We start from the raw sequence: 21,264 nt of genomic DNA on the forward strand, positions 1-21,264 counted from the left end.
TGAGCACTCACATTTATTTAAAGAGTGTTTATTAAAATGCTGGCTAAAGGGATATTCTAAATATTACCTGTGTATTCTTGAGAATTGTTGACGTATATTTACAGTATGAGCTGGGGCTTAACTTGAGGAACAGCTTGAGAGGTTCAGCACTTATCTAATGTTTTACAGTCCACGATTATTAGCAGGTTGGTACATAACAACACACGCTATTAGGTGACATAAACTGACAGTGAAAGCTTAGTTTATTCCTTCGTTTATTGTCTTATTTGTAGCTTTATTCGTTGTCTATCATCACAAAAAAGTAAACAAAAATTAGCGTAAATTGCTGATAAAGTTTTTACAAAAAACCTGCTAACATTTCAGTTTGAGATAACATTTTAGACTTTTCAAAAACCTGATTAGTGAGTACTAACACACCGCTTATTCTTACCAATTTTCAGCGCGTTTTTTTATGTATTTTACTTCCTGTTTGGCCTAGTACTTAGCTCAATGTTTGGGTTGCAATTTACAGGTCTATATTCCGCGTATTTGAACTAACACTCGCCTAGTTTTGACCTCGTTTTCACCTTGCCTTCGACCTCGTTTTCACCTTGCCTCCGACCTCTTTTTTACACTGTTTTGCCCCTGTATTAACCCTCTATCAACCTTAATACTAGCCCCAGCACTTTTATTACTTTGGCACATATCATTAAAAATATTAGCGTAACTATTGTTGCCAGCTAACTGGAGATTTCCCCTTTGGAACAAGTTTTCCGCTTAGCACTTTCATTAAGGTTTTAAGACTCTGACTAGACACCCTTGGGCCAGGTTCATCGCTGTTGATCTCGATTAGCGCACTTTTCTCCAATGAATTGTCTTGTGAAGCATTCGACTGTTTCGACTCTGGTAAAACTGTTACTGCATAGTCATAAGTTGCAATGCCAATGTCTGCATAGTCCATTGCGGCCTTAGCGGTGTAAGGCATTCTCATTGCAGCAAAAATTACTGTTTTGCCTTGCGACCTTGCCAGCTTCATTACATATGCGCCAAAGGCGTTTAACTGCGCTCCACTCGCCCTATTTGCGAGTTGCGAGGCTTGATCTAACCCACCAAGCTCATAGTTGGCGTGAAGCGGCGTAATATCACCCACAATGAGTGCATCAGATTGCTTGATTAACCGCGATACTAACCCTTTATTCGGCAGCTCGATGAGCGGCAAACACGCGTACTGAGCATTAGTGTCGACAGCAAGTACGGCGTCTTCAAGGGCTAAGCATCGCGCTGCATCTGGCATCAGCGCTACCCACTTCACTGCTTTCACGGGAAGTTTATTTTTTCCAAACAGTAAGGTAACAGACGACTCAGAAAGCGCTTTCTCGATTTGTTTTCCTTTTAAATACAGTGCATTGGCATTCTCTTCTAAATAGCCTGCTGATTTACCTTTCGATTTTGGGATAACCTTGTCACTGCGTGGAGTAGCCTTACCGGTGTTCGCCTGTGCTTCATTAAGCCACCACGACATAGGTTTACTCACGTACCGGCCTAATTGATGATGTAACTTCATGCGCAACACCCGTTGGTGTGACGCTGTTAACCGTTCCATCTTTTGTTTATCTTTCACCGTTCGCCTTGCAAGGCTATTTAGCATAGCTTTAAACGCTTCTATGTCTCGTGGATTGCGAATGGTATAGGGCATAAGTGCAATGTCTGCCCCCGCGTCAAAGGCCATCATCACCGCCTCTTCTTGTGTAAAAAACTGTGATATACCCGCCATATCCAACGCGTCGGTTACAATGAGTCCATCGAAGCCTAAACGGTTGCGCAACATGTCGGTTAAGATGCGCTTAGATAAGGTGGCCGGCACAATTTGCAGTTCGCCTTGTTTGTTTTTGATGGTGGTATTATCTAGGGATGGATATTGAATATGCGCGCTCATCACCATGGCTGGCGGTGTGTCGCTATTAATAATATTAGCGAATGGAAGCAAGTCGCCAGACTGTGCTTGTTTAAGCGAATGATCAACTCGCGGTAGCCCCGAATGACTGTCTACGCGAGTATCCCCATGACCAGGAAAATGTTTAAGCGCGCTTAATACCCCAGCTTTTTGCATAGCCGACACAAAGGCTTCACCAAGTTCTGCGGTTTGTTCAGGACTTTCACCAAAGCTACGAACGTTAATAACGGGGTTGTTAGGTTCGCTATTAATATCAACCGAAGGGGCGAAGTTGGTGTTTATTCCCAGCGGCAGCAATGTTCTGCCTATGTGCTCACCAATGTTGCTAGCAAACGCATTACCATGTTGATGCGCAGACGCCCCAATAGCCAGATTGCCGGCAAAAGCAGGTAATATAGTGGTAGGTAATCGAGCCACCCGCCCACCTTCTTGGTCAACAGCAATAAAAAGGGCTTCTTTTCCCGCCTGTCGCATGTTGGCCTGTAGCTCGTAATTCATTGTTACAAGCTGCTTAGCGCTATGAATATTTTCACTAAAGAGTATTACGCCGCCAATATTTTCACTACTGAGTAAATTTAGTAATGGCTGTGGCATGGACGTAACAGGCGTTCTGCATTGCTTGGATAAGGTATCGTCTTGGCAAAAATAACGGAAGTCCAACATCATTTTTTGCCCTATCATCAACTTGGCTTTTGTAAGCTGGGCGTCACTGGCTTCAGTGTTGGCGCTGCTAGGTGTAAAACTAGCGCTAAAATCAGATGCGAAACAAGGCACAGCTACTGCCGTAATAAAACCAGCAATGGATAGGCTTTTTCTAAAAAACGTTAACGCAAAGAGCGCTGAACGAAATGATGTTATAACGGGGGTTTTAGTTTTCTTAAATGTGAAGAACGACAATGTTTATCTAATCCTTGGTAACAACGCACACAATACGGTACGCTACTATTAATTAGGAAGCTAGCAGAACGAAATCAGGAAGTTAGCAGAACGCGAACTGCTCTGATCACCGCTAAACCCGCAGTTTCTCTGCGAGTTAGTCACGTTAATGAGCGCTCCCCTGGCGCTAAGTCAATACGTTAAAATTTGGAAAGTAGTATGGATTGGATGTCAGTCATCCCCCCAATTGTGGCTATTGCCGTTGTATTTTGGAAAAAAGAAGTCATTCTCGCACTGGCCCTTGCTGTGCTTTGCGCGGAAACGCTGATATTGGTCAATACGGATTTAAGCGGCACTTACCTTGCGCCGATTAATGCGATTGAAAGAGTGGTTGGCACAGCCTCTAGCCCAGGTAACACAAGGGTATTATTATTTTCAGTATTAGTTGGTGCACTACTAGCCTTTATTCGCGATTCTGGCGGTGTTACCGCTACCGTTAACTTTCTGGTTGGCAAAGGCGTAGCCAAAACTCGTAAACAGGTAGGCGGACTGACTATGTTTACCGGTATTGCGGTGTTTATCGAATCAAATTTAAGCGTGCTGACTGCGGGTATATTTGCCAGAGGTTTATACGATAGGTTTGGGATGAGCCGTGCTCGCCTTGCCTACATTATCGACTCTACCAGTGCGCCAGTTTGTATACTAATACTCCTTAACGGTTGGGGCGCGTTTATACTAAGTTTGCTAGACGCCTACGAACTGCCCGCCTCTTCTGCCTCCATTTTATGGGGCAGCGTTGTATTTAATTTTTACGCCATTTTTACTCTTCTTATTGTCGCCTACACCATATCTGCCGACAAAGTACACGGCCCAATGCTAGAAGAAGAAAACGCGCTTTCTCACACCGACGTTACGCAGCACTCTGAACCGGCTACCAAAGCGCGCTTTATGATAGCGCCTCTACTGGTAATGGTATTTAGCATGGTGGGCTTTATGTTCTGGACTGGTAACGGCACGCTTTCACAAGGAAGCGGCAGTAAATCTGTACTTTACGCCACAGCGCTCGCTACTGCCGTTGCGTATTTCTTGCTGTTGTTTCACAAACGATTCACCCACAAAGAAGCGGTAGAGATTGGCTTTAAAGGCATGGGCGAGCTTCTGCCCTTGGTTACCATTGTATTGCTTTCTCTTACCCTTGGTAATAGCTTAAAAGACTTAGGAACAGGGGTGTTTGTTGCTGGCGTAGTGGGCGAATACCTTCCTATTGTGTTTATTGTGCCAATGCTATTTATTGCCGGTGGCGTGATGTCTTTTACCACGGGCACCTCGTGGGGCACTTTTGCTATTCTTATTCCTATTGGCGTACCGCTAATACAAAGTTTAGGGCTACCCCCATCGCTGGTTATTGCGGCTATTTTGGGAGGCGGTATATTTGGCGATCATTGCTCGCCTATTTCAGATACAACAGCGGTTTCTTCTCTGGCAGCAGGGTGCGATGTACTTACCCATGTTAAAACACAAATACCCTATGCGCTTTTCGCCGGTGTACTTACGCTAATTGCATACTTCATTGCTAGCGTCATTATGATTGGGTAACCCCCACTTTTGCATTACAAAGGAGCTATACATGACTAGACGGATAATATTTAATGCCTGGATGCTAAAAGCGGCAATGCTTTTTGGCGTCATAGCATTAGGAGCAGGCTGCACTTATACGGCTTCTTCTGATGCTGGTCTGTATGAAAATGATAATGTTAAAAGCCTAATGGCGCAGCAGGCAGTTGCCATGCCAGATAGCTACAGTGCCGATGCTGCAATGGCAGTATTACAAGAAGGCGGTAACGCCATTGACGCCGCGATTACTGCACAATTTGTATTGGCAGTCACCTTGCCTGAGGCAGGCAACATTGGTGGCGGTGGCTTTATGACTATTAAGTTTGAAGACACTACCGACTTTCTCGACTATCGGGAAATGGCGCCTCAACAGGCTCACCGCGATATGTATTTAGACGATAACGGTGACGTAAAACCTTACGAATCGCTCTTTGGTGCAAAAGCCTCCGGAATTCCGGGCACGGTTGCAGGAATGTGGGCCGCCCATAAAAAGTATGGCACGCTGAGCTGGGAACGCTTACTCGCCCCTGCAGTGCAATTAGCTGAAGACGGTTTTGTTGTGCACGACAAGCTAGCTAATAATATTTCAAACTACATACGCCGAACTCAAAATAACGGTATTAACAGCAACTTTGCAGACTATTTTCAACAGGCTAAAGCCAATACCGTATTTAAACAACCGGAATTAGCGGCCACGTTAAAAACCATACAATTAAAAGGCAAAGAGGGCTTTTACTCAGGCGAAGTGGCTAACCTTATTGTGGACTTTATGAAGCAGAATAAGGGCTTAATTACCCACGACGACCTAGCGGCCTATAAAGCAGTGTGGAGAAAGCCACTGCAATTGAGCTGGCAGGGATATGAGTTAGTGACTGCCCCGCCGCCAAGCTCAGGCGGTGTCGCTGTAGCACAGTGGATTGGTATGCTTGAGGCCTACACGGCGCAACACGAAGTGCCAGCCCACAACAGCAGCGAATACATTCATATAATGTCGGAAATTGGTAAGCGTGTATTTGCCGATAGAGCTGAATACCTGGGCGACCCAGACTTTGTAAGCGTGCCTGTTGCCGCCCTTACCCAGCCACAGTATATTGCGGCGCGGGCAAAGGATATTCAACCAGATACCATTTCAGAAACCATCGCGATTAAGCCTGGCCTTCCTGAAAGCGAAGATACTACCCATTTTTCTATTATGGATAAATGGGGCAATGCTATTGCCAATACCACCACTATTAACCTAACTTTTGGTAGCGGTGTAGTGGTTAGCGGCGCAGGCTTCTTACTTAACGACGAAATGGATGACTTCAGCGCCAAGCCAGGCGTGCCCAACTTTTTTGGTGCGATAGGCGGCGAGGCTAATGCTATTGAACCTTACAAGCGTATGCTGTCTTCGATGACGCCAACCTTGGTGAAAAAAGACAATGACGTGGTGCTGGTGACCGGCTCTCCAGGGGGAACCACCATTATTTCATCGGTAGCGCAGTCGTTATTAAATGTGTTGCTGTACGACATGAGCGCCGAAGATGCCGTTAATGCGCCCCGTTTTCATCATCAACTATTTCCGAAAGACACCATTAGAATGCACGATGGTTTCAACAACGACACATTGAAAAACCTTGAAAGCATGGGGTATATCATTGATAACCGACGCTTTGGTGATGTACACCTTATTAAGCGAACTGGCGCAGGTATTGATGCAGCATCAGAGGCCAGCGGCAGAGGAAAAAGCATTGTTGCTGCCCCTAACTAAGGCATGTAAATCCAGTATTAGGAGCGCGTTGAAATAGCGAGAGTGCTAAAGTAAAAGTGCGGCATCAATGGGTATATACTCCGATGCCGCTTTTTGCAGGCTTTCTGCCGTTAGCGCCGGTACACCATATACAGAGACTTTTTTGCCTTTGGCCTTCAGTGCCTCCACGAGTATATCGAAGTCGCCATCGCCAGATACCAGCACCACTTCATCGGCATTGTCGGCGTATTGCAGTGCATCAACGGTAATGCCAACATCCCAATCACCTTTTGCTGATCCATCGGCACGTTGAATAAAAGGCTTTAGCTTTACATCAAAGCCAATAGCCCGAAGTATATTTTGAAATTCCCGCTGTTTGTTATCGCCCTTATCTATTGCATAGGCGAATGCATTGACAATATCGCTATTGGCGTTAATTCGCTGCCAAAAGCGGTTGTAGTTAAAGTTGCGTTTGTACGCCTGACGGCAGGTGTAATAGACATTTTGCACATCGACTAAAATAAGAACTTTCTGCAAATTATTTTTACCCACTTGATTTATACTCGCTTGTTTTTTACTCGTCTGGTTTAGGCTTGCCTGATTTTCACTGGCTTTGAGAAAATGAAATGAGAGTGACATTACCCAGGTAATGTCACTACACTGAGGGTGTGCTGCTAAAGCGTTAGGTGTAGCGCTTTGAGCGTCAAGCCACGAGCCTGAACTTTAAGCTACGAGGCAAACAGCTGATTGATGTCGGCAAACGCTTTAAATTCTAACGCATTGCCGAAAGGGTCTTTGAAAAACATAGTGGCCTGCTCTCCAGGCTTTCCCTTAAAACGGATGTAAGGAGCAACAATAAACTCAATATTAGCCGCCTCTACCTTTTCTGCTAGTTCCTGCCATACCCCCATTGTTAGCACTACGCCAAAATGAGGCACCGGCACTGCGTGATCGTCTACGCCATTATAGGAAGGTGGCGAGGGCATTTCATTTACGCAGTGGGTGACTAGCTGATGGCCAAAGAAATTCCAATCTATCCACTGGGTATCGCTACGCCCCTTCTCACAGCCAAGCAGTTCGCCATAAAATTGATTGGCATCGTCTAAGTTTGTTACTGGAATAGCTAAGTGAAAAGGCTGTGTCATCAAACGTCCTATTATAAAAATTTCTTGAGTAGCGACAGTTTAAATTTGGAAAACGGCGCGTATCTAAAGGGGACATCTAGCGCAAATGACCGCTTCATTACTGTCTTCAAATGGCTAAAGGTATCGAACCCTGCACGACCATGATAACTGCCCATACCGCTATTACCAACACCGCCAAAGGGAAGTTCGGGGTTGGTCATAAATAACATGGTGTCGTTTGTACAAACGCTACCGGAGCTAGTGGCACTTATAATTCGGTCGAGCACCTCGTCGCTGTCGCTAAAAGCATAGAGCGCAAGGGGTTTAGCACCGTTATTCACAAACGCAATACCATCATCTAACGACGGTACCGTGACTATGGGTAAAATAGGCCCAAAGATCTCTTCTTGCATTATAGCGCTATCAAGACCCGGTTCGAGCACTAAGGTGGGCACCATTGCCGGGCGCTCTTCATCAAACTCGCCGCCATAAACCACATTCACGTTATCTAAATAACTGCGTAAACGACTTAAATGGCGTTTGTTGATAATGTTGCCGTAATCTGGCGAGGCGAGTGCCGATTTACCATATTGCTTTTTAAGCTCTTTTCTAATGGCATCGATGAGGGGCTGCTCAAAGCCCTTTTCTACAATGATGTAGTCTGGGGCTACACAGGTTTGCCCTGCGTTCATCCACTTACCCCAGACAATGCGCCTAGCAGTAACCTTCAAATTTGTATTTTTATCGACAAAGCACGGACTTTTACCGCCAAGTTCAAGGGTAACCGGAGTAAGATAACGGGCCGCTGCGCTCATCACAATTTTGCCAACGACCTCACCGCCGGTGTAGAAGATATGATCCCATTTGCAAGCAAGTAACGCAGTTGCCTCTTCTTTACCGCCTTCTATCACCTCTACACAAGACACATCCATGTATTGAGGGATAAGCTTTGCCACCAGCGCCGAGGTTTGTGCTGAGAGCTCTGAGGGCTTTAATACGGCGCAGTTGCCCGCCGCTAGTGCGGCAATATAAGGCGCTAGCAATAGCTGTAAAGGGTAGTTCCAGGCACCAATGATTAGCACTGTACCTAACGACTCAGGCTGCTGAAAGCTTTTTCCTGGCCACGCTACCATGGGAGTTGACACCTTGCGAGGCTTAACCCATTTATCTAAATGCTTGAGGGTGTGATCGATATCGGATAATAAAAAACCTTGCTCGGCAACCATGGCCTCGGTTTCACATTTGCCCAAATCCGCTTTAAGAGCCTCTAACAACGCCTCTTGGTTGTCTTCTAACATGCGCTTTAATGCCAACAACTGATTTTTCCGCCAGTCGAGAGACTGTGTCTTTGTGGTGCGATAGCTAGCGTTTAGCTTTTTAACATTGTCGATAAAACAAATATCCGGTTCGATAGCATGAAGAGTAGGTCTAGTTGGCATATGAAGGCTCCGCTGGCGTTGTCAGCTCTAAAAAAATTCGACTTTCTATACTCTATTAATAGGTATGTTCTGCTGCAACGCAACTAAATTGTTTATTAATATTCGCTCGTTGCCGTATTTTATTAGCGCGTGATCAGCGCTTATTGCCCTTTGCAGCGTATTTTTACGGCGGTTTTAGGGCTGCTTAGACAACTATGTCGATGTTATCTACTTTGTTTCGCGCATAAAAAAACCTAGCACAGGCTAGGTTTTTTTGATGTATCGGCTTAAGAATACAGCGGCGGCTGCATACTTAAGCTAACGTTTCGTTGCATTAGGCATCATAAGGATGACGTAGCACGATAGTCTCGTTTCTGTCTGGGCCTGTTGATACGATATCGATTGGCACACCTGTTAACGCTTCTAAGCGTTTGATGTAGTTTTTCGCTGCTTGCGGTAAGCCTTCAAACTCTGTAACACCATAGGTGTTGTCAGACCAACCCGGCATTTCTTCGTATACCGGCGTTATCTTATCGTAGCCATCAGCAGCCATAGGCGGTACGTCTTTCACATTACCGTCAGCGTCTTTGTAGCCTACACAAATTTGAAGCGACTCCAAACCGTCAAGTACATCAAGCTTGGTCAAGCAAAAGCCTGTGATAGAGTTAATCTGCACCGCGCGTTTCATGGCCACAGCGTCAAACCAACCTGTGCGACGCTTACGACCTGTCGTTGCACCGAACTCATGACCTTTAACACCTAAGTGCTGACCTACTTCACAATCTAGCTCTGTAGGGAATGGACCAGAACCAACTCGGGTTGTGTAGGCTTTTACAATACCTAGCACGTAATCAAGCTTCAATGGACCAAAGCCTGCACCTGTTGCCACACCGCCTACTGTGGTGTTCGACGAAGTAACATAAGGATAGGTACCGTGGTCAATATCAAGCAGCGTACCTTGAGCGCCTTCAAACATGATTGGCAAACCGTTTTTGTCGGCTTTATCAAGTTCGTCGGTAACATCAATAACCATTGCTTTAAGAATATCGGCAACTTCCATCGCGCCTTTCAACGTTTCGTCAAAATCGACCGCTTCTTCACCGTAATATTGAGTCAGCGTAAAGTTATGCACATCTAGCACTTCTTTTAGCTTGGCAGCAAAGTCTTCAGCATTAAACAAATCACCCACGCGAAGACCGCGACGAGCCACTTTGTCTTCGTAAGCTGGACCAATGCCGCGACCGGTTGTACCGATGGCTTTAGCGCCTCGCGCCTTTTCACGAGCAACATCAAGTGCTACGTGATAAGGAAGAATCAGAGGACAAGCTTCACTAATTTTCAAACGCTCACGCACAGGAACACCACGCTCTTCTAGCATAGTGACTTCTTTCATAAGTGCGTCTGGGCTTAACACAACACCATTACCAATTATGCAGGTAACGTTGTCACGTAAGATGCCTGATGGGATTAAGTGAAGAACGGTTTTTTCACCGTCGATTACTAGAGTGTGACCTGCGTTGTGTCCGCCTTGGTAGCGAACAACATATTTTGCGCGATCAGTGAGTAGGTCTACGACCTTTCCTTTACCCTCGTCACCCCATTGAGTGCCGAGTACCACAACGTTCTTTGCCATGAATCATATGTGTTAAAAAATTAGGCGGGGATTCTACAAAATTCTACGCAAAGGATCATCTATTTTTCGAACAAAAATGCGCCACAGAACGTCCTTTGGTGTGAAGATATTTTGTCAATGCACTCATAAAGCAAGGTACAAACCCCACTAACCCTATATTTTATAAAGGGTTAACGGGTAACGTTTTTTACTCGCAAGCGGGATAAACTGAACAAACGGTCAATAGAATTAAAACCGTCTTTCTTATGCTTTTATTGAAGTGCTCATTGAGCTATGAAAAAAACAGGAGTAACAGTGTACCAAAAATAACCAACACACCACCTATTTGACGAAGTTGATTACTGGGCTGCTGGCTTATTTGCAGCAAGTAATTGCGCCATTTGTTGGGAAATAGCAATGGTCCTATTCCCTCAATAATAAGCACCATTGCCAGTGCAGGTATAAACCATGACATTTCCCTCTCCTTTCTTTAGCGAATTCAGCTAGCAGCCTTAGTTAACAAGCTATGAATAAGTTTACAAGGGTAACCGTTGAGGGAGAAGGACGCTATTAAATAGTGCGTTACACCTTGCTAAGAGCACTCAAATCTACATAGTCTGGCGTATGGTATAGGCCAAATCCAAAGCGCAATCGATTTCCTCGGTAATCGGTGAGTATGTTCTGCGCTTTTAAAGCATTCGCTAACTGCTGGGTTTCATCAGCACTATCAAATTCAAAGGTGAGAAAATGCCCCCGTACGTTGTCATCTTTAACCACTAACGCTTGTCGGTTAATCTGCGTGTGGCCGCTTGCATCTAGCTGAGCTAAAAAGTGACGCTGCATGCCCATTACGTGCTCGTCAATTTTCTCGACACTGAGGTGATGCGCTTCAAATAACTCTAGTACTGCACGCAGACGGTACAGCGCAGTAAAGTCCATCGTGGCGCCGGCAAACCGCATGCCGTCGGTACTGTATTGGACCTCCCCCGAACGAGGCTTATCTAACGTACCAAATTCGGCAAACCACCCGGTGTAGACAGGGCGCAACGTACAGCCTATGGGAATATGAGCAAAACACGCCCCCTCTCCTGCCTGCGCGTATTTGTAGCTTCCCGATAAATAAAAAACTCTGTCTTCTATATGTTTAAGATTTGTAGGCTTTGCCATAAACCCATGATAACCGTCTACCACGATTAGCGTATCGTCGTTCGTTACACTAGCAACGATACTGTCTACATCATCTACCACGTAGCCTGAATTGAAAAACACATGACTAAAAAACACCAGATCTGGCTGATGCTCATTAATAGCAGCTTTAAAACGCGCGCTAAAAGTATCGAACGGCTGGGTGGGCACGCTGATAAGATTAATATTGTCTTGTTCATTCATGCGGGTGACTTGCCGCTGAAAGCTATGAAATTCGCTATCTGTGGATACAATGGTCACTTCGCGAGAGTAATCTAAGCAGCTCATTATGCGATACAGTAACTCATGGGTATTAGATGCAAACACCAGCTGTTCTGGTGCGCTAGTACCGATGATCTCACTTATCTTGCTTTGTAATTCGGGAACGAGTGTTTCAAAAAAATAGCCCCATTTTGCATCAACGTAGCGGGCGCTATCATCCCAGTATTGAAGCATGGCCTCGCGAGTACAGTCTGGCCAAAAGTAATGACTGTGGCACGCGTAATGTTGCTTGCCCTCATTTGCCTTGAGGAATCTGGTATAAAAATGCTGATAGGACATGATGAAATACTCTTGTTTTGACAACACTTAACTTACCAAAACCTATCAGCGCTGACATGAAAAGAGCAAACTAAACTCTCCCTAAGTGTAAAAAGTTTAATCCATAGTATGAATATTTATACCTATGTAAGTTTTAAAACCCAGAATATATGCTATAAAATGAGGTAACAGTATAAAATATCATACGCTTCACATTAACTCTCGTTAGGCACACACTTTCAAAAACAGGGTGGTAATAAAAAAGAAATGCAGTTCCCTCCTTACGGCAATTACTCTGTGGACATTTCTGGCAATGTGTTAGAAGTGTTTGCCTTAGGCGCGTGGAATTTAAAGACCACCCAGCTATTTGTTGAAGAGATGCATTCGTTGATTAAACGCTTTGATGGTGAACCTTGGGCAGCGTTAATGGATGGTAGGCGTTGGGTGCTCGCTACACCAGATTGTCAGGCGTACCTTTCAGAAGCCATTAAGACCAACATTGCTATGGGGCTGTGCCGTTCGGCCTACGTACTAGACAGTGGCATGGTTAAAAAGGCCCACCTTGAGCGAACTCACCCGTCTAAACAAAGAGATTCAGAATTTCCTCACTACGAACGGCAATATTTTAAAAAGTATTTTGAAGCACTTAACTGGCTTAATCAGGAGGGGTTTTCACCCATTCTAACAAAGCCGTGAGAGACCAATGTCTCAAAGACTTGGTTTTGGAAAAGCATAGCCTTAACAGCCGCGGTTAAGACTATGCCTTGTGCCGTTTAGTAAAGCAGGCTGTATACCTTTCTGCGGTATTCAGATTTAAGCGGGTCGCCGTCTGGTAGCGCGTTCATCATATCCATCATCAGTTTGCGAGCATTGCCAAAACCAAGCTCTTTCTTTAACACCGCATACAGCAGTGCAAGTGCATCTTGCGCCTTATTGGCCTGCTGTAACTGAACGGCCAAATCCACCTTTGCTTGTAAATCATCTGGGTTCGATTCAACCACCGACTGCAGCTGTCGTATTTCTGGAGTATCGGCCGCTTGCTCCGCCAGCTCTATTTTTCCATTTAAAGTTTGGTAGCGGGAGTCTTGATCCACTAGCTTAATTTCTGACAATAGCTGCTTAGCTACATCGATTGAGCCTGTTTCTATAAAACAGTCGATAAGCATGTACTTAGCGTTCACATTACTTTCGTTAAGTGCCAGCGCCTCTTTTGCAGCAGGTAATGCTGCAGCATAGTCACCCTGCTGAATTGCTTTACCCGCGGTGGCAAGCAGTTCGTCTTCAGGGTTAGGCAAGTATTTACCCAACATTTCGCGTATTTGCGGCTCGCCCTGCACACCGGCAAAACCATCTACAGGTTGACCGTTTTGCACTACCATCACCGTGGGCAGATTGCGAATACCAAACTGAGCAGCTACCTCTTGTTGCGCTTCACAATCAACTTTCGCCAGTATCATGTGCTCACTGTATTCACCGGCAAGTTTCTCTAAAATTGGCTGTAAGTCTTTGCATGGCTCGCACCACGGAGCCCAAAAATCGATAAGCACCACTTTCTCTTGCGACGCTTCAACTATAATTTGTTGAAAGTTTTCGACGGTAATATCAACAATGGTTGCCTGAGTATTAGCAATCATATTTTCCATAACGGGTGCCTTTTGTTAAATCATTACATGCAAAGGAATATGGGGTAGTTAGACACAAAATACAAGGCTAAGCGCATATCCTATTTATAGGCAGTAATGACAGTCAAAGTAGAAAAAACATTGTCGTATTTATGACATTATTTGACAAAGCACCATGTTAAATTAGTGTAAATAGTAAGAATAAGCGCTTCGCCTTAGTAAGCGATGACGTGTATAAATAGGGCAGAAAATTATGAGCAATGAAATATCGTCTGATTCCCGCTTTAGCTCTTTTGCAGAGTTTTATCCGTTTTACTTAAAAGAACACAGCGACGCCACTTGCCGCACGCTGCACTTTATTGGCTCATGGCTTGTTCTGGGTATTGTCGCCACGGCCATATTCACTAACGTGTTGGTTTACCTTTGGTTGATTCCCCTAGTGGGATATGGATTTGCCTGGGTGGGTCATTTTTTCTTTGAAAAAAATAAACCCGCTACCTTTAAATACCCCCTATACAGCTTTATAGGCGACTGGGTAATGTTTAAAGATATTTTGGTAGGCCGGATTAGCCTTAGGAACTAGCCAAAATAATTAGCCTTAACAATTAGCCTCAATAAGCAGTTTCTGCGCGCGCCCCAATACAAAGGCATTGAGCTGTTTGTCACACTAAAGGGCAAGTTTGCCGCACAGGCTTTACACAATTTAAAGCAACAGGCTATGGTAAGAGAAATGATCGTTACCGAATCATTCTCTGCATTAAAAATAAAAAGGAAAACCTATGTCTGCTTACCGCTTGGTAAATCGTAAACGTAACTTCGCGTTATGTGCTGCGATGACGGCTATATGCGCTGCCCTAACGCCAGTATCTGCTGCTGATAGCGTTGGTGTTGCAAGCCCAACTGATAACGCACCCAACGTGCTAACCTACAACGACACATTCAATTTAGAGTTTGTTTCTAATCCGCAGTTCATCAATGATGACACCGTTATTTATAGCCGTCAGAGCTTAGACATTATGTCTGACAGCAGGCAAAGCAGGCTGTGGCAGGTTGATATAAGCTCAGGTAAACATCGTCCATTCATTGCGCAAGATGAAAATATTTCTCAAGCCACACTGTCCCCCGACGGCACTGCTATCGCCTATACCAAAGCCGTTGATGGACGCGCTCAGCTGCACTTGTATTACCTTGATTCAAAGCAATCTGTACGCCTTACCAATAGCGACGAAGCGCCATCTAACTTAACGTGGTCTCCTGATGGCAAGTCGCTTGCCTTTAGCCTTTTTACCGAAGAAAAAAACGCCCCAATATTTACCGGCATGCCGGCAAAGCCAGAAGGAGCCAAATGGGCAGAACAAGCCACCTATATTGATACCACGCAATACCGCGGCGACGGACGAGGCTATTTACGGGAAGGATATAACCAAATCTATGTTCTTCCTGTTGAAGGCGGCACGCCAAGACAATTGACGGATGGAAAGTTTCCCAGCGGTGGTTCGCTTTCATTTTCACGGGATGGAGATTGGATATACTTTGCCACGCCTCATCGAGAGGACTATGCCCTGCATCCTTACTTTAGTGATATCTACAGAGTCAACGTCGCTACCGCTGAAAGTGAGCAAGTGACCAGTATGGAAGGACCTGAGGGCTCACCCGCCCTAAGCCCAGATGGTAAATACCTCGCGTTTACCCATGTTAACGATAGAAAACTGTCTTATCAAAACAACGACCTGCTTGTGATGAAGCTAAGTGACGGCGAAATTACCCGTCTCACCTCTTCCCTTGACCGTGCTATTGGCGACTTTACTTGGCGTAAGAATAGTCGAGGGCTTCTCTTTTCATACCTCGATGAAGGTGACAATAAGCTAGCAGCAGTGAACCTCAAAGGCGACGTGAAACCATTGGACGTTGCCATAGGTGGTCAATCACTAGGTAGACCGTATACATCGGGGGCCTTCGCCATGAGCGATGAAGGTACCGTTGTGTATACCAGCGCAGCTCGAAACATGCCGGGGGATCTCACTTTGTATCGCACCCGCGATGACGATAGAGCGTTAACACACCTCAACGACGATACACTGGGTCATAAGGCACTTGCAGAGGTGATTGATTTATCGGTAACTTCTAGCGTTGATGAGCGAAACATCGATGCTTGGATAGCACTACCACCCGGTTTTGATAGCAGTAAAGAATACCCGTTTATCTTAGAAATTCACGGTGGTCCGCACGCTGCCTACGGCCCCCACTTCGCCATGGAAATACAGTTAATGGCGGCACAAGGTTATGTAGTGGCTTGGTCTAACCCAAGAGGCAGTAGCTCTTATGGCGAAGATTTTGGCAACCTTATTCACCATAACTACCCATCTGAGGATTATAACGACCTTATGGATGTCGTCGATGCTGTCATCGACAAGGGTTATGTTGATACCGACAACCTATTTATTACAGGTGGTTCGGGGGGTGGTGTGCTCACTGCTTGGTCAATCGGAAAGACCGACCGCTTCGCTGCGGCCGTGGTTGCTAAGCCCGTGATTAACTGGATGAGCTTTGCTTTGACCGCCGATGCCTATCCGTTTTTCAGTCAATATTGGATGTCTGATATGCCGTGGAATATTGCCGACAAACTGTGGAAACGCAGCCCACTTTCATTAGTTGGCAACGTGACGACGCCCACTATGCTGTTAACCGGTGAGTCTGATTACCGCACGCCGATTAGTGAGTCTGAACAGTATTACCAAGCGTTAAAGCTTCAGGATATTGATGCAGCCATGGTGAGAATACCTGGCGCCTCACACGGGATAGCAAGCAAGCCATCTCGCCTTATTCAAAAGGTGGGGAATATTATTGCGTGGTTCGAGCGCTACAAAACCACATCCGACGGTAAAGATAAATAAACAACGCGCTTCAAATAAAAAGCCGAGCTAGCGCACTTCGCTAGCTCGGCTTTTTTGCTTGCCTTTTTTGCTTTTTTTTTTGCCAAGCCCTGTCTTACTCGTGATGATAAGAGCGTCGACTGACCTATTGAGTCACTCGTATTGGCACTGACCTTAACACTGCCGTTGGCATTGGCACTATTTGGTCAGCTTTAGCACCTTGCCATTTGGCGCATCCGTTAACAGATAAATTGCACCCGCTTCGTCAACCTCAACATCTCTGATGCGAGCGCCGTTATCTCGTAGGTATTCGTGCTGCTCTGTGGGTTTTCCATCTACCACATCGATACGACGAAGATGAGTAAACTTCAACGACCCCACAAGAATGTCTCCCTGCCATTCTTTAAACATGTCACCGGTATAAAATACGAGCCCACTAGGAGCGATAGAAGGGTCCCAATAGAGCCAAGGTTGCTCCATGCCTTCCATGTGAGTTTTATCACTGATGATATCGCCACTGTAATCAATGCCATAAGTGATTTCAGGCCAGCCATAGTTAGCGCCGTTTTTGATAAGGTTTATTTCATCACCGCCTTTAGGCCCATGCTCCATTGCCCACACTGCACCAGTATCGGGGTGAACCGTTACGCCCTGAACGTTTCGATGACCAAAACTGAATACTTCCGGCGCATCACCGTCAGTGAAAGGGTTACTATCAGGTACGCCGCCATCGCGATTTATGCGCACAATAGTACCGAAGTGATTATCCGTATTTTGTGCTTCCTTCATGTATTTGTAGCGATCGCCAAGGGTGACGTACAGAGACTTTTCAGCATCAAATACTAATCGGCACCCAAAGTGGAAACCATTGTCGATAACAGGTGAAGCACTGAATATTACCTCTACATTTTCGAGCGCATTGTCTATTAGTGTCGCCTTCGCCACACTGCTGCTACTGCCAGGCTTGCCTTCATCAGAGGGTTTGCTGTAGCAAAAATACACCGTATTATTTTCGCTGAAATCAGGGTCGATAGTAATATCCAGTATTCCGCCTTGATTGTTTGCAACAACCTCTGGCACGTTTGCAAGCCTGTCTGATAACTCGCCGCTTTGTGACAACCTACGAATACCACCAGAGCGTTCAGTTACTAGCATATCTCCGTTAGGTAGAAACGCCATTCCCCATGGGTGCTCGAGCCCCTGCGCGAGTGTCGTTACTTTTATCCCGTTATCTTTGGTGCTAATGACCTTGTCTGTGTCATTGTGACTATTTGCCATCACGCCTTGGCTGACTGCCAAACTGATACTACAAAGGCCAAGTAATCCCGCTGTAAATTTTTTCATCTGTGCCTCAATGTTCGCTATTGCTCTTATCGATGTCGTTTTTTGACTGCCGCATTTTTTAATGCGCTATCTCAGTTACATCTTTTGCTGTGTACCTGGTTTTCTGCATCCAGCTTTCTGTATTTAACCTTCTATATCTAAATAGGGCGAATATAACTTAGTGAAGTAACAATTATACAAAAAAGGGTACAGCATAGCTGTACCCTTTATTTTATTCGTCCCGAGATATCGGGCAAAGGCCTCTTTTTACAGAGCGGTCTTTTAACGTCTACTTTGGTAGCGTCGCGCGAAGCATCCAAGCCGTTTTTTCGTGAACGCGCATTCTATCGCCAATTAGCGCAGCTGAAGATTCATCATCTGCACCTTGGGCTAATTTCAATGACTCTCTGCACGTTTTCACCACTTGCTCGTGAGCATGGGTGAGTAAACGCACCATTTCAGTAGCTTCTGGCACACCGTCGACTTCATCGATAGCACTTAACTCAGCAAACGCTTTATACGTTCCTGGAGCCGCCACGCCTAATGTACGAATACGCTCTGCAATTTCATCAACAGCTTCTGCAAGCTCGGTGTAGTGCTCTTCAAACATCAAGTGTAGTTCGCGAAACTGCGGACCTTCAACATTCCAGTGAAAATTATGAGTTTGAAGGTATAACGTGTACGAGTCTGCCAATAGTTTCTTTAAACCATGTGCTACTTCACCACGATCGCTTTCTGAAATTCCAATATCAATTTTACTCATGTTTCGCTCCTCAACATAATGTTAGAACTAATTAGCAGTAACGCTAACGAATCAATATACTATACATCAGCTTAATGCAGATAGAACTCGCATTAAGTTGATTGCAGCCATCTATTTTATAGATGCTAGACCCTTAAGTTTCAACGTGAAAGATACAGATATTGTCCGGCATCAAAAAATACGTCACTGTGCTTAATGCCTGTGCTTAATGCCCGTGTTTATGCACAGCTTGTGTATCGGCTTTTACAGGTAGAACCGTATACAATGGCTCTTGCCCATCAAAGTGAAGAGTGAGTTGCACTTCTCCTCCCTCGCTTAAACCATTTTTTAAACCTAAAAGCATTACGTGGTAACCACCAGATGTGAAAGTGACATGTTCGTGAGCGCCTATGGTCACACCATCAGTTAAGTGACGCATGCGCATAACGTCGCCTTCCATTTTCGTGGTGTGAATTTGCGCTTCGTCTGCCACTTTGGCGTCAACAGTAACACCGCTTAGTTGAAGGTCGTCTTCGCCATGATTGTGCAATGTAAAATAAACAGCTGCCGTTTTAGCCATTGGGAAGGTTGCTCGGGCATAGCCATCTTTAAGGACAACGGGCGATTGGGAGTCTGTCATGTGTCCATGTTTTTTATGATGCTCATGGCTCTTGTCGTGCTCATGGTTTTTGCCGTGCTCATGCTCATGGCTTATTTCACGCTCAAGGCTGTCCTCACCGTGAGCAAAAACAGTAGCCGAAGTAAAACACGTTAGGGCTAGCAGACAGCTAAACGCTTTACCATGAAACTGGCGAACATAGGAAGATAATGACATTGAGAAGTTGCTCCGTTGTGGTTAACGGAACTATATTACGTAAGAAATGCGTAATAACAAAGATAAATGGTGCCGACTGCCGGAATCGAACTGGCGACCTACTGATTACAAGTCAGTTGCTCTACCAACTGAGCTAAGTCGGCACACTATTTAAAACCGCTGCCTAGACAGCGGATGCGTATTCTAGCGATTAAATGGTTACTGTCAACCTTTTAATCGCGTTGCCTCAGCAACTAATTTTGGGAAGTACTCAAGGGGGAGGTACTGACTAAGTGCCATCAACTTTTCACCAAGCTGATGGTAGCTATCAGTAGTCACATTGATGTGGCCCATCTTACGCTTATCTCTTACCGATTTACCGTACCAATGCAGATGACTGCCATCGATACTCAAAAGCTCTCGAGAAAAACTACTGCACCCAATAATATTCACCATGGCACTAGGCCCTAACGCTGATGTGTCGCCTAACGGCAATCCGCACACCGCTCTGAGATGATTCTCGAACTGACTGGTGACCGCGCCAGATTGACTCCAGTGACCTGAGTTGTGAACCCTCGGCGCTAATTCATTCACCAATAAGGTATCGTTTACTTGGAATAGCTCCACGGCAAGTACACCCACATAATCCATACCGTCGGCCAAGGTGGTAAAGATATCGTGTGCTTGTTGTTGTAGCGCCTCATCGACGTTTGTTGCAGGCGCAACAGACACATGTAACTGGCCCTGATGATGCAAGTTTTCCGCAAGTGGATAGGTGCGAATATCACCTTTGGCATTCCTCACACCAATGAGTGAAAGCTCGCGGTCGAAGGCAACCATTTTCTCAACAACTAAAGGCACATTTTCTAAATCTAGGCCCTGAAGAGACTGCTTTAACTCTGGTAATTCAGCGTCGTCTGACAAACGCCATTGGCCGTAACCATCGTAACCATCGCGACTGGCTTTTAAAATTAACTTGCTGCCAAGCGCATCAACACATTCATCTAATTGGTCTAAGTGCGTAACAATTTTGTGCTCGCAATTTGCCACACCCATAGTCTGCAACAAGTGCTTTTCACGAACCCGATCTGCACCCACCAAAATACTTTGAATATTCGGCATTAACTTATTGGTTTGCGCGGCAACTTCAAGCAGGCGCTCGGGAACGTGCTCAAATTCAACGGTTAGCGCATCAGCACCGTCTAACGCTTCATCAAGAGGGATATCTAGAGGAGTTTTACTTACCGGATGAACAACCGTGTCGTTGTTTACGTCAACGGCCTGAACATCAATACCTAACGGGCTACCCGCAAGATACATCATTTGTGCTAATTGACCTGCACCGTAAACGACGACTCTCATTCATCTAGCTCCAATGTGTTACTTGACGCTAGCACTGTCTCGGTTTGAGTTTTTCTAAAGGCAATAATCGCGTCTCGTACTGTCTCGTCTTGCAACGCAACAACTTGAGCGGCCAATAGCCCAGCATTAGCTGCGCCAGCTTCGCCAATGGCGAGCGTACCAACGGCAACGCCCTTAGGCATTTGCACAATTGATAACAATGAGTCTAAACCGCTAAGTGCTTTTGATTTTACCGGACACCCAAATACTGGCAGATGAGTATGCGCCGCAATCATGCCAGGCAAATGAGCAGCACCGCCGGCACCTGCAATAATGGCGCTAAAGCCTTCATCTGCAGCGCTCTCTGCGAACTCCACTAGTAAGTTTGGTGTTCTGTGCGCCGACACGACTTTCGCGTCAAATTCGACGTTGAACGACTTCAGCATTTTTGCAGCCTGCTGCATGGTAGGCCAGTCTGAAGTTGAACCCATTACAATCGCGACTTTCGCCATCTAATG

Annotated in this window: 18 protein-coding genes and 1 tRNA gene; 5 read left to right on the plus strand and 14 right to left on the minus strand. The window is 45.5% G+C overall.

The window, feature by feature from the left end:
- Positions 1–706: 706 nt before the first annotated feature.
- Positions 707–2,830 carry a glycoside hydrolase family 3 N-terminal domain-containing protein gene (locus GTQ48_RS12235; RefSeq protein WP_239060106.1) on the minus strand — a complete coding sequence of 708 codons (2,124 nt, stop codon included), beginning with the start codon at positions 2,828–2,830 and terminating at the stop codon, positions 707–709.
- 198 nt (positions 2,831–3,028) lie between these two features.
- Between GTQ48_RS12235 and GTQ48_RS12240 the strand changes: the two genes are divergently transcribed.
- Positions 3,029–4,405, plus strand: coding sequence for a Na+/H+ antiporter NhaC family protein (locus GTQ48_RS12240; protein ID WP_163106957.1), 1,377 nt, complete (start codon positions 3,029–3,031; stop codon positions 4,403–4,405).
- A gap of 169 nt (positions 4,406–4,574) precedes the next feature.
- On the plus strand, positions 4,575–6,173 hold the full coding sequence (gene ggt / locus GTQ48_RS12245; RefSeq protein ID WP_239060117.1) for a gamma-glutamyltransferase: 1,599 nt from the start codon (positions 4,575–4,577) through the stop codon (positions 6,171–6,173).
- 45 nt (positions 6,174–6,218) lie between these two features.
- Here the strand turns inward: ggt and GTQ48_RS12250 are convergent, their stop codons facing one another.
- The 6 genes from GTQ48_RS12250 to GTQ48_RS12275 form a co-directional block, all read right to left on the minus strand.
- Positions 6,219–6,689 (minus strand): LabA-like NYN domain-containing protein, encoded by a 471-nt coding sequence (locus GTQ48_RS12250; protein WP_032095421.1) that lies wholly within the window; start codon positions 6,687–6,689, stop codon positions 6,219–6,221.
- Positions 6,690–6,880: 191 nt separating this feature from the next.
- Entirely contained in the window at positions 6,881–7,297 is a 417-nt protein-coding gene (locus tag GTQ48_RS12255; RefSeq protein WP_163106958.1) for a VOC family protein, read from the minus strand.
- Between the two features lie 11 nt (positions 7,298–7,308).
- Positions 7,309–8,715: an aldehyde dehydrogenase family protein gene (locus tag GTQ48_RS12260; protein ID WP_163106959.1), complete on the minus strand. Its 1,407-nt coding sequence runs from the start codon at positions 8,713–8,715 to the stop codon at positions 7,309–7,311.
- Positions 8,716–9,028: 313 nt separating this feature from the next.
- Complete coding sequence (locus GTQ48_RS12265; protein WP_032095424.1) at positions 9,029–10,327, minus strand: adenylosuccinate synthase; 1,299 nt, start codon at positions 10,325–10,327, stop codon at positions 9,029–9,031.
- A 271-nt stretch (positions 10,328–10,598) separates the two neighbouring features.
- Positions 10,599–10,781, minus strand: a complete 183-nt coding sequence (locus GTQ48_RS12270) for a DUF2065 domain-containing protein (RefSeq protein ID WP_163106960.1) — start codon at positions 10,779–10,781, stop codon at positions 10,599–10,601.
- A gap of 107 nt (positions 10,782–10,888) precedes the next feature.
- Positions 10,889–12,052 carry an aminotransferase class V-fold PLP-dependent enzyme gene (locus GTQ48_RS12275; protein ID WP_163106961.1) on the minus strand — a complete coding sequence of 388 codons (1,164 nt, stop codon included), beginning with the start codon at positions 12,050–12,052 and terminating at the stop codon, positions 10,889–10,891.
- Between the two features lie 246 nt (positions 12,053–12,298).
- On the opposite strand from GTQ48_RS12275, the gene GTQ48_RS12280 reads away from it, so the two are divergent.
- Entirely contained in the window at positions 12,299–12,727 is a 429-nt protein-coding gene (locus GTQ48_RS12280; protein ID WP_163106962.1) for a hypothetical protein, read from the plus strand.
- A 77-nt stretch (positions 12,728–12,804) separates the two neighbouring features.
- Here GTQ48_RS12280 and trxA read toward each other — a convergent pair whose 3' ends face one another.
- Entirely contained in the window at positions 12,805–13,674 is an 870-nt protein-coding gene (gene trxA / locus GTQ48_RS12285; protein WP_163106963.1) for a thioredoxin, read from the minus strand.
- Between the two features lie 232 nt (positions 13,675–13,906).
- On the opposite strand from trxA, the gene GTQ48_RS12290 reads away from it, so the two are divergent.
- Both GTQ48_RS12290 and GTQ48_RS12295 read left to right on the plus strand, forming a co-directional pair.
- Positions 13,907–14,236, plus strand: a complete 330-nt coding sequence (locus tag GTQ48_RS12290; RefSeq protein WP_163106964.1) for an Mpo1-like protein — start codon at positions 13,907–13,909, stop codon at positions 14,234–14,236.
- Between the two features lie 196 nt (positions 14,237–14,432).
- Entirely contained in the window at positions 14,433–16,547 is a 2,115-nt protein-coding gene (locus GTQ48_RS12295; protein ID WP_163106965.1) for a S9 family peptidase, read from the plus strand.
- 177 nt (positions 16,548–16,724) lie between these two features.
- On the opposite strand, the gene GTQ48_RS12300 is transcribed toward GTQ48_RS12295, so the two are convergent.
- The 6 genes from GTQ48_RS12300 to purE form a co-directional block, all read right to left on the minus strand.
- Positions 16,725–17,870, minus strand: coding sequence for a PQQ-dependent sugar dehydrogenase (locus GTQ48_RS12300; protein ID WP_163106966.1), 1,146 nt, complete (start codon positions 17,868–17,870; stop codon positions 16,725–16,727).
- Positions 17,871–18,138: 268 nt separating this feature from the next.
- Entirely contained in the window at positions 18,139–18,612 is a 474-nt protein-coding gene (locus GTQ48_RS12305; protein WP_163106967.1) for a Dps family protein, read from the minus strand.
- Positions 18,613–18,817: 205 nt separating this feature from the next.
- On the minus strand, positions 18,818–19,426 hold the full coding sequence (locus tag GTQ48_RS12310; RefSeq protein WP_239060107.1) for a copper chaperone PCu(A)C: 609 nt from the start codon (positions 19,424–19,426) through the stop codon (positions 18,818–18,820).
- Between the two features lie 67 nt (positions 19,427–19,493).
- Positions 19,494–19,569 (minus strand) — tRNA-Thr (locus GTQ48_RS12315).
- A gap of 61 nt (positions 19,570–19,630) precedes the next feature.
- Positions 19,631–20,767 carry a 5-(carboxyamino)imidazole ribonucleotide synthase gene (locus GTQ48_RS12320; RefSeq protein ID WP_163106968.1) on the minus strand — a complete coding sequence of 379 codons (1,137 nt, stop codon included), beginning with the start codon at positions 20,765–20,767 and terminating at the stop codon, positions 19,631–19,633.
- Positions 20,764–21,258: a 5-(carboxyamino)imidazole ribonucleotide mutase gene (purE, locus tag GTQ48_RS12325; RefSeq protein WP_032095432.1), complete on the minus strand. Its 495-nt coding sequence runs from the start codon at positions 21,256–21,258 to the stop codon at positions 20,764–20,766. The genes GTQ48_RS12320 and purE overlap by 4 nt, the downstream gene beginning before the upstream one ends.
- Between the last annotated feature and the right edge of the window lie 6 nt (positions 21,259–21,264).

It is taken from the genome of Alteromonas genovensis, from assembly GCF_010500895.1.
GTDB lineage: Bacteria > Pseudomonadota > Gammaproteobacteria > Enterobacterales > Alteromonadaceae > Alteromonas > Alteromonas genovensis.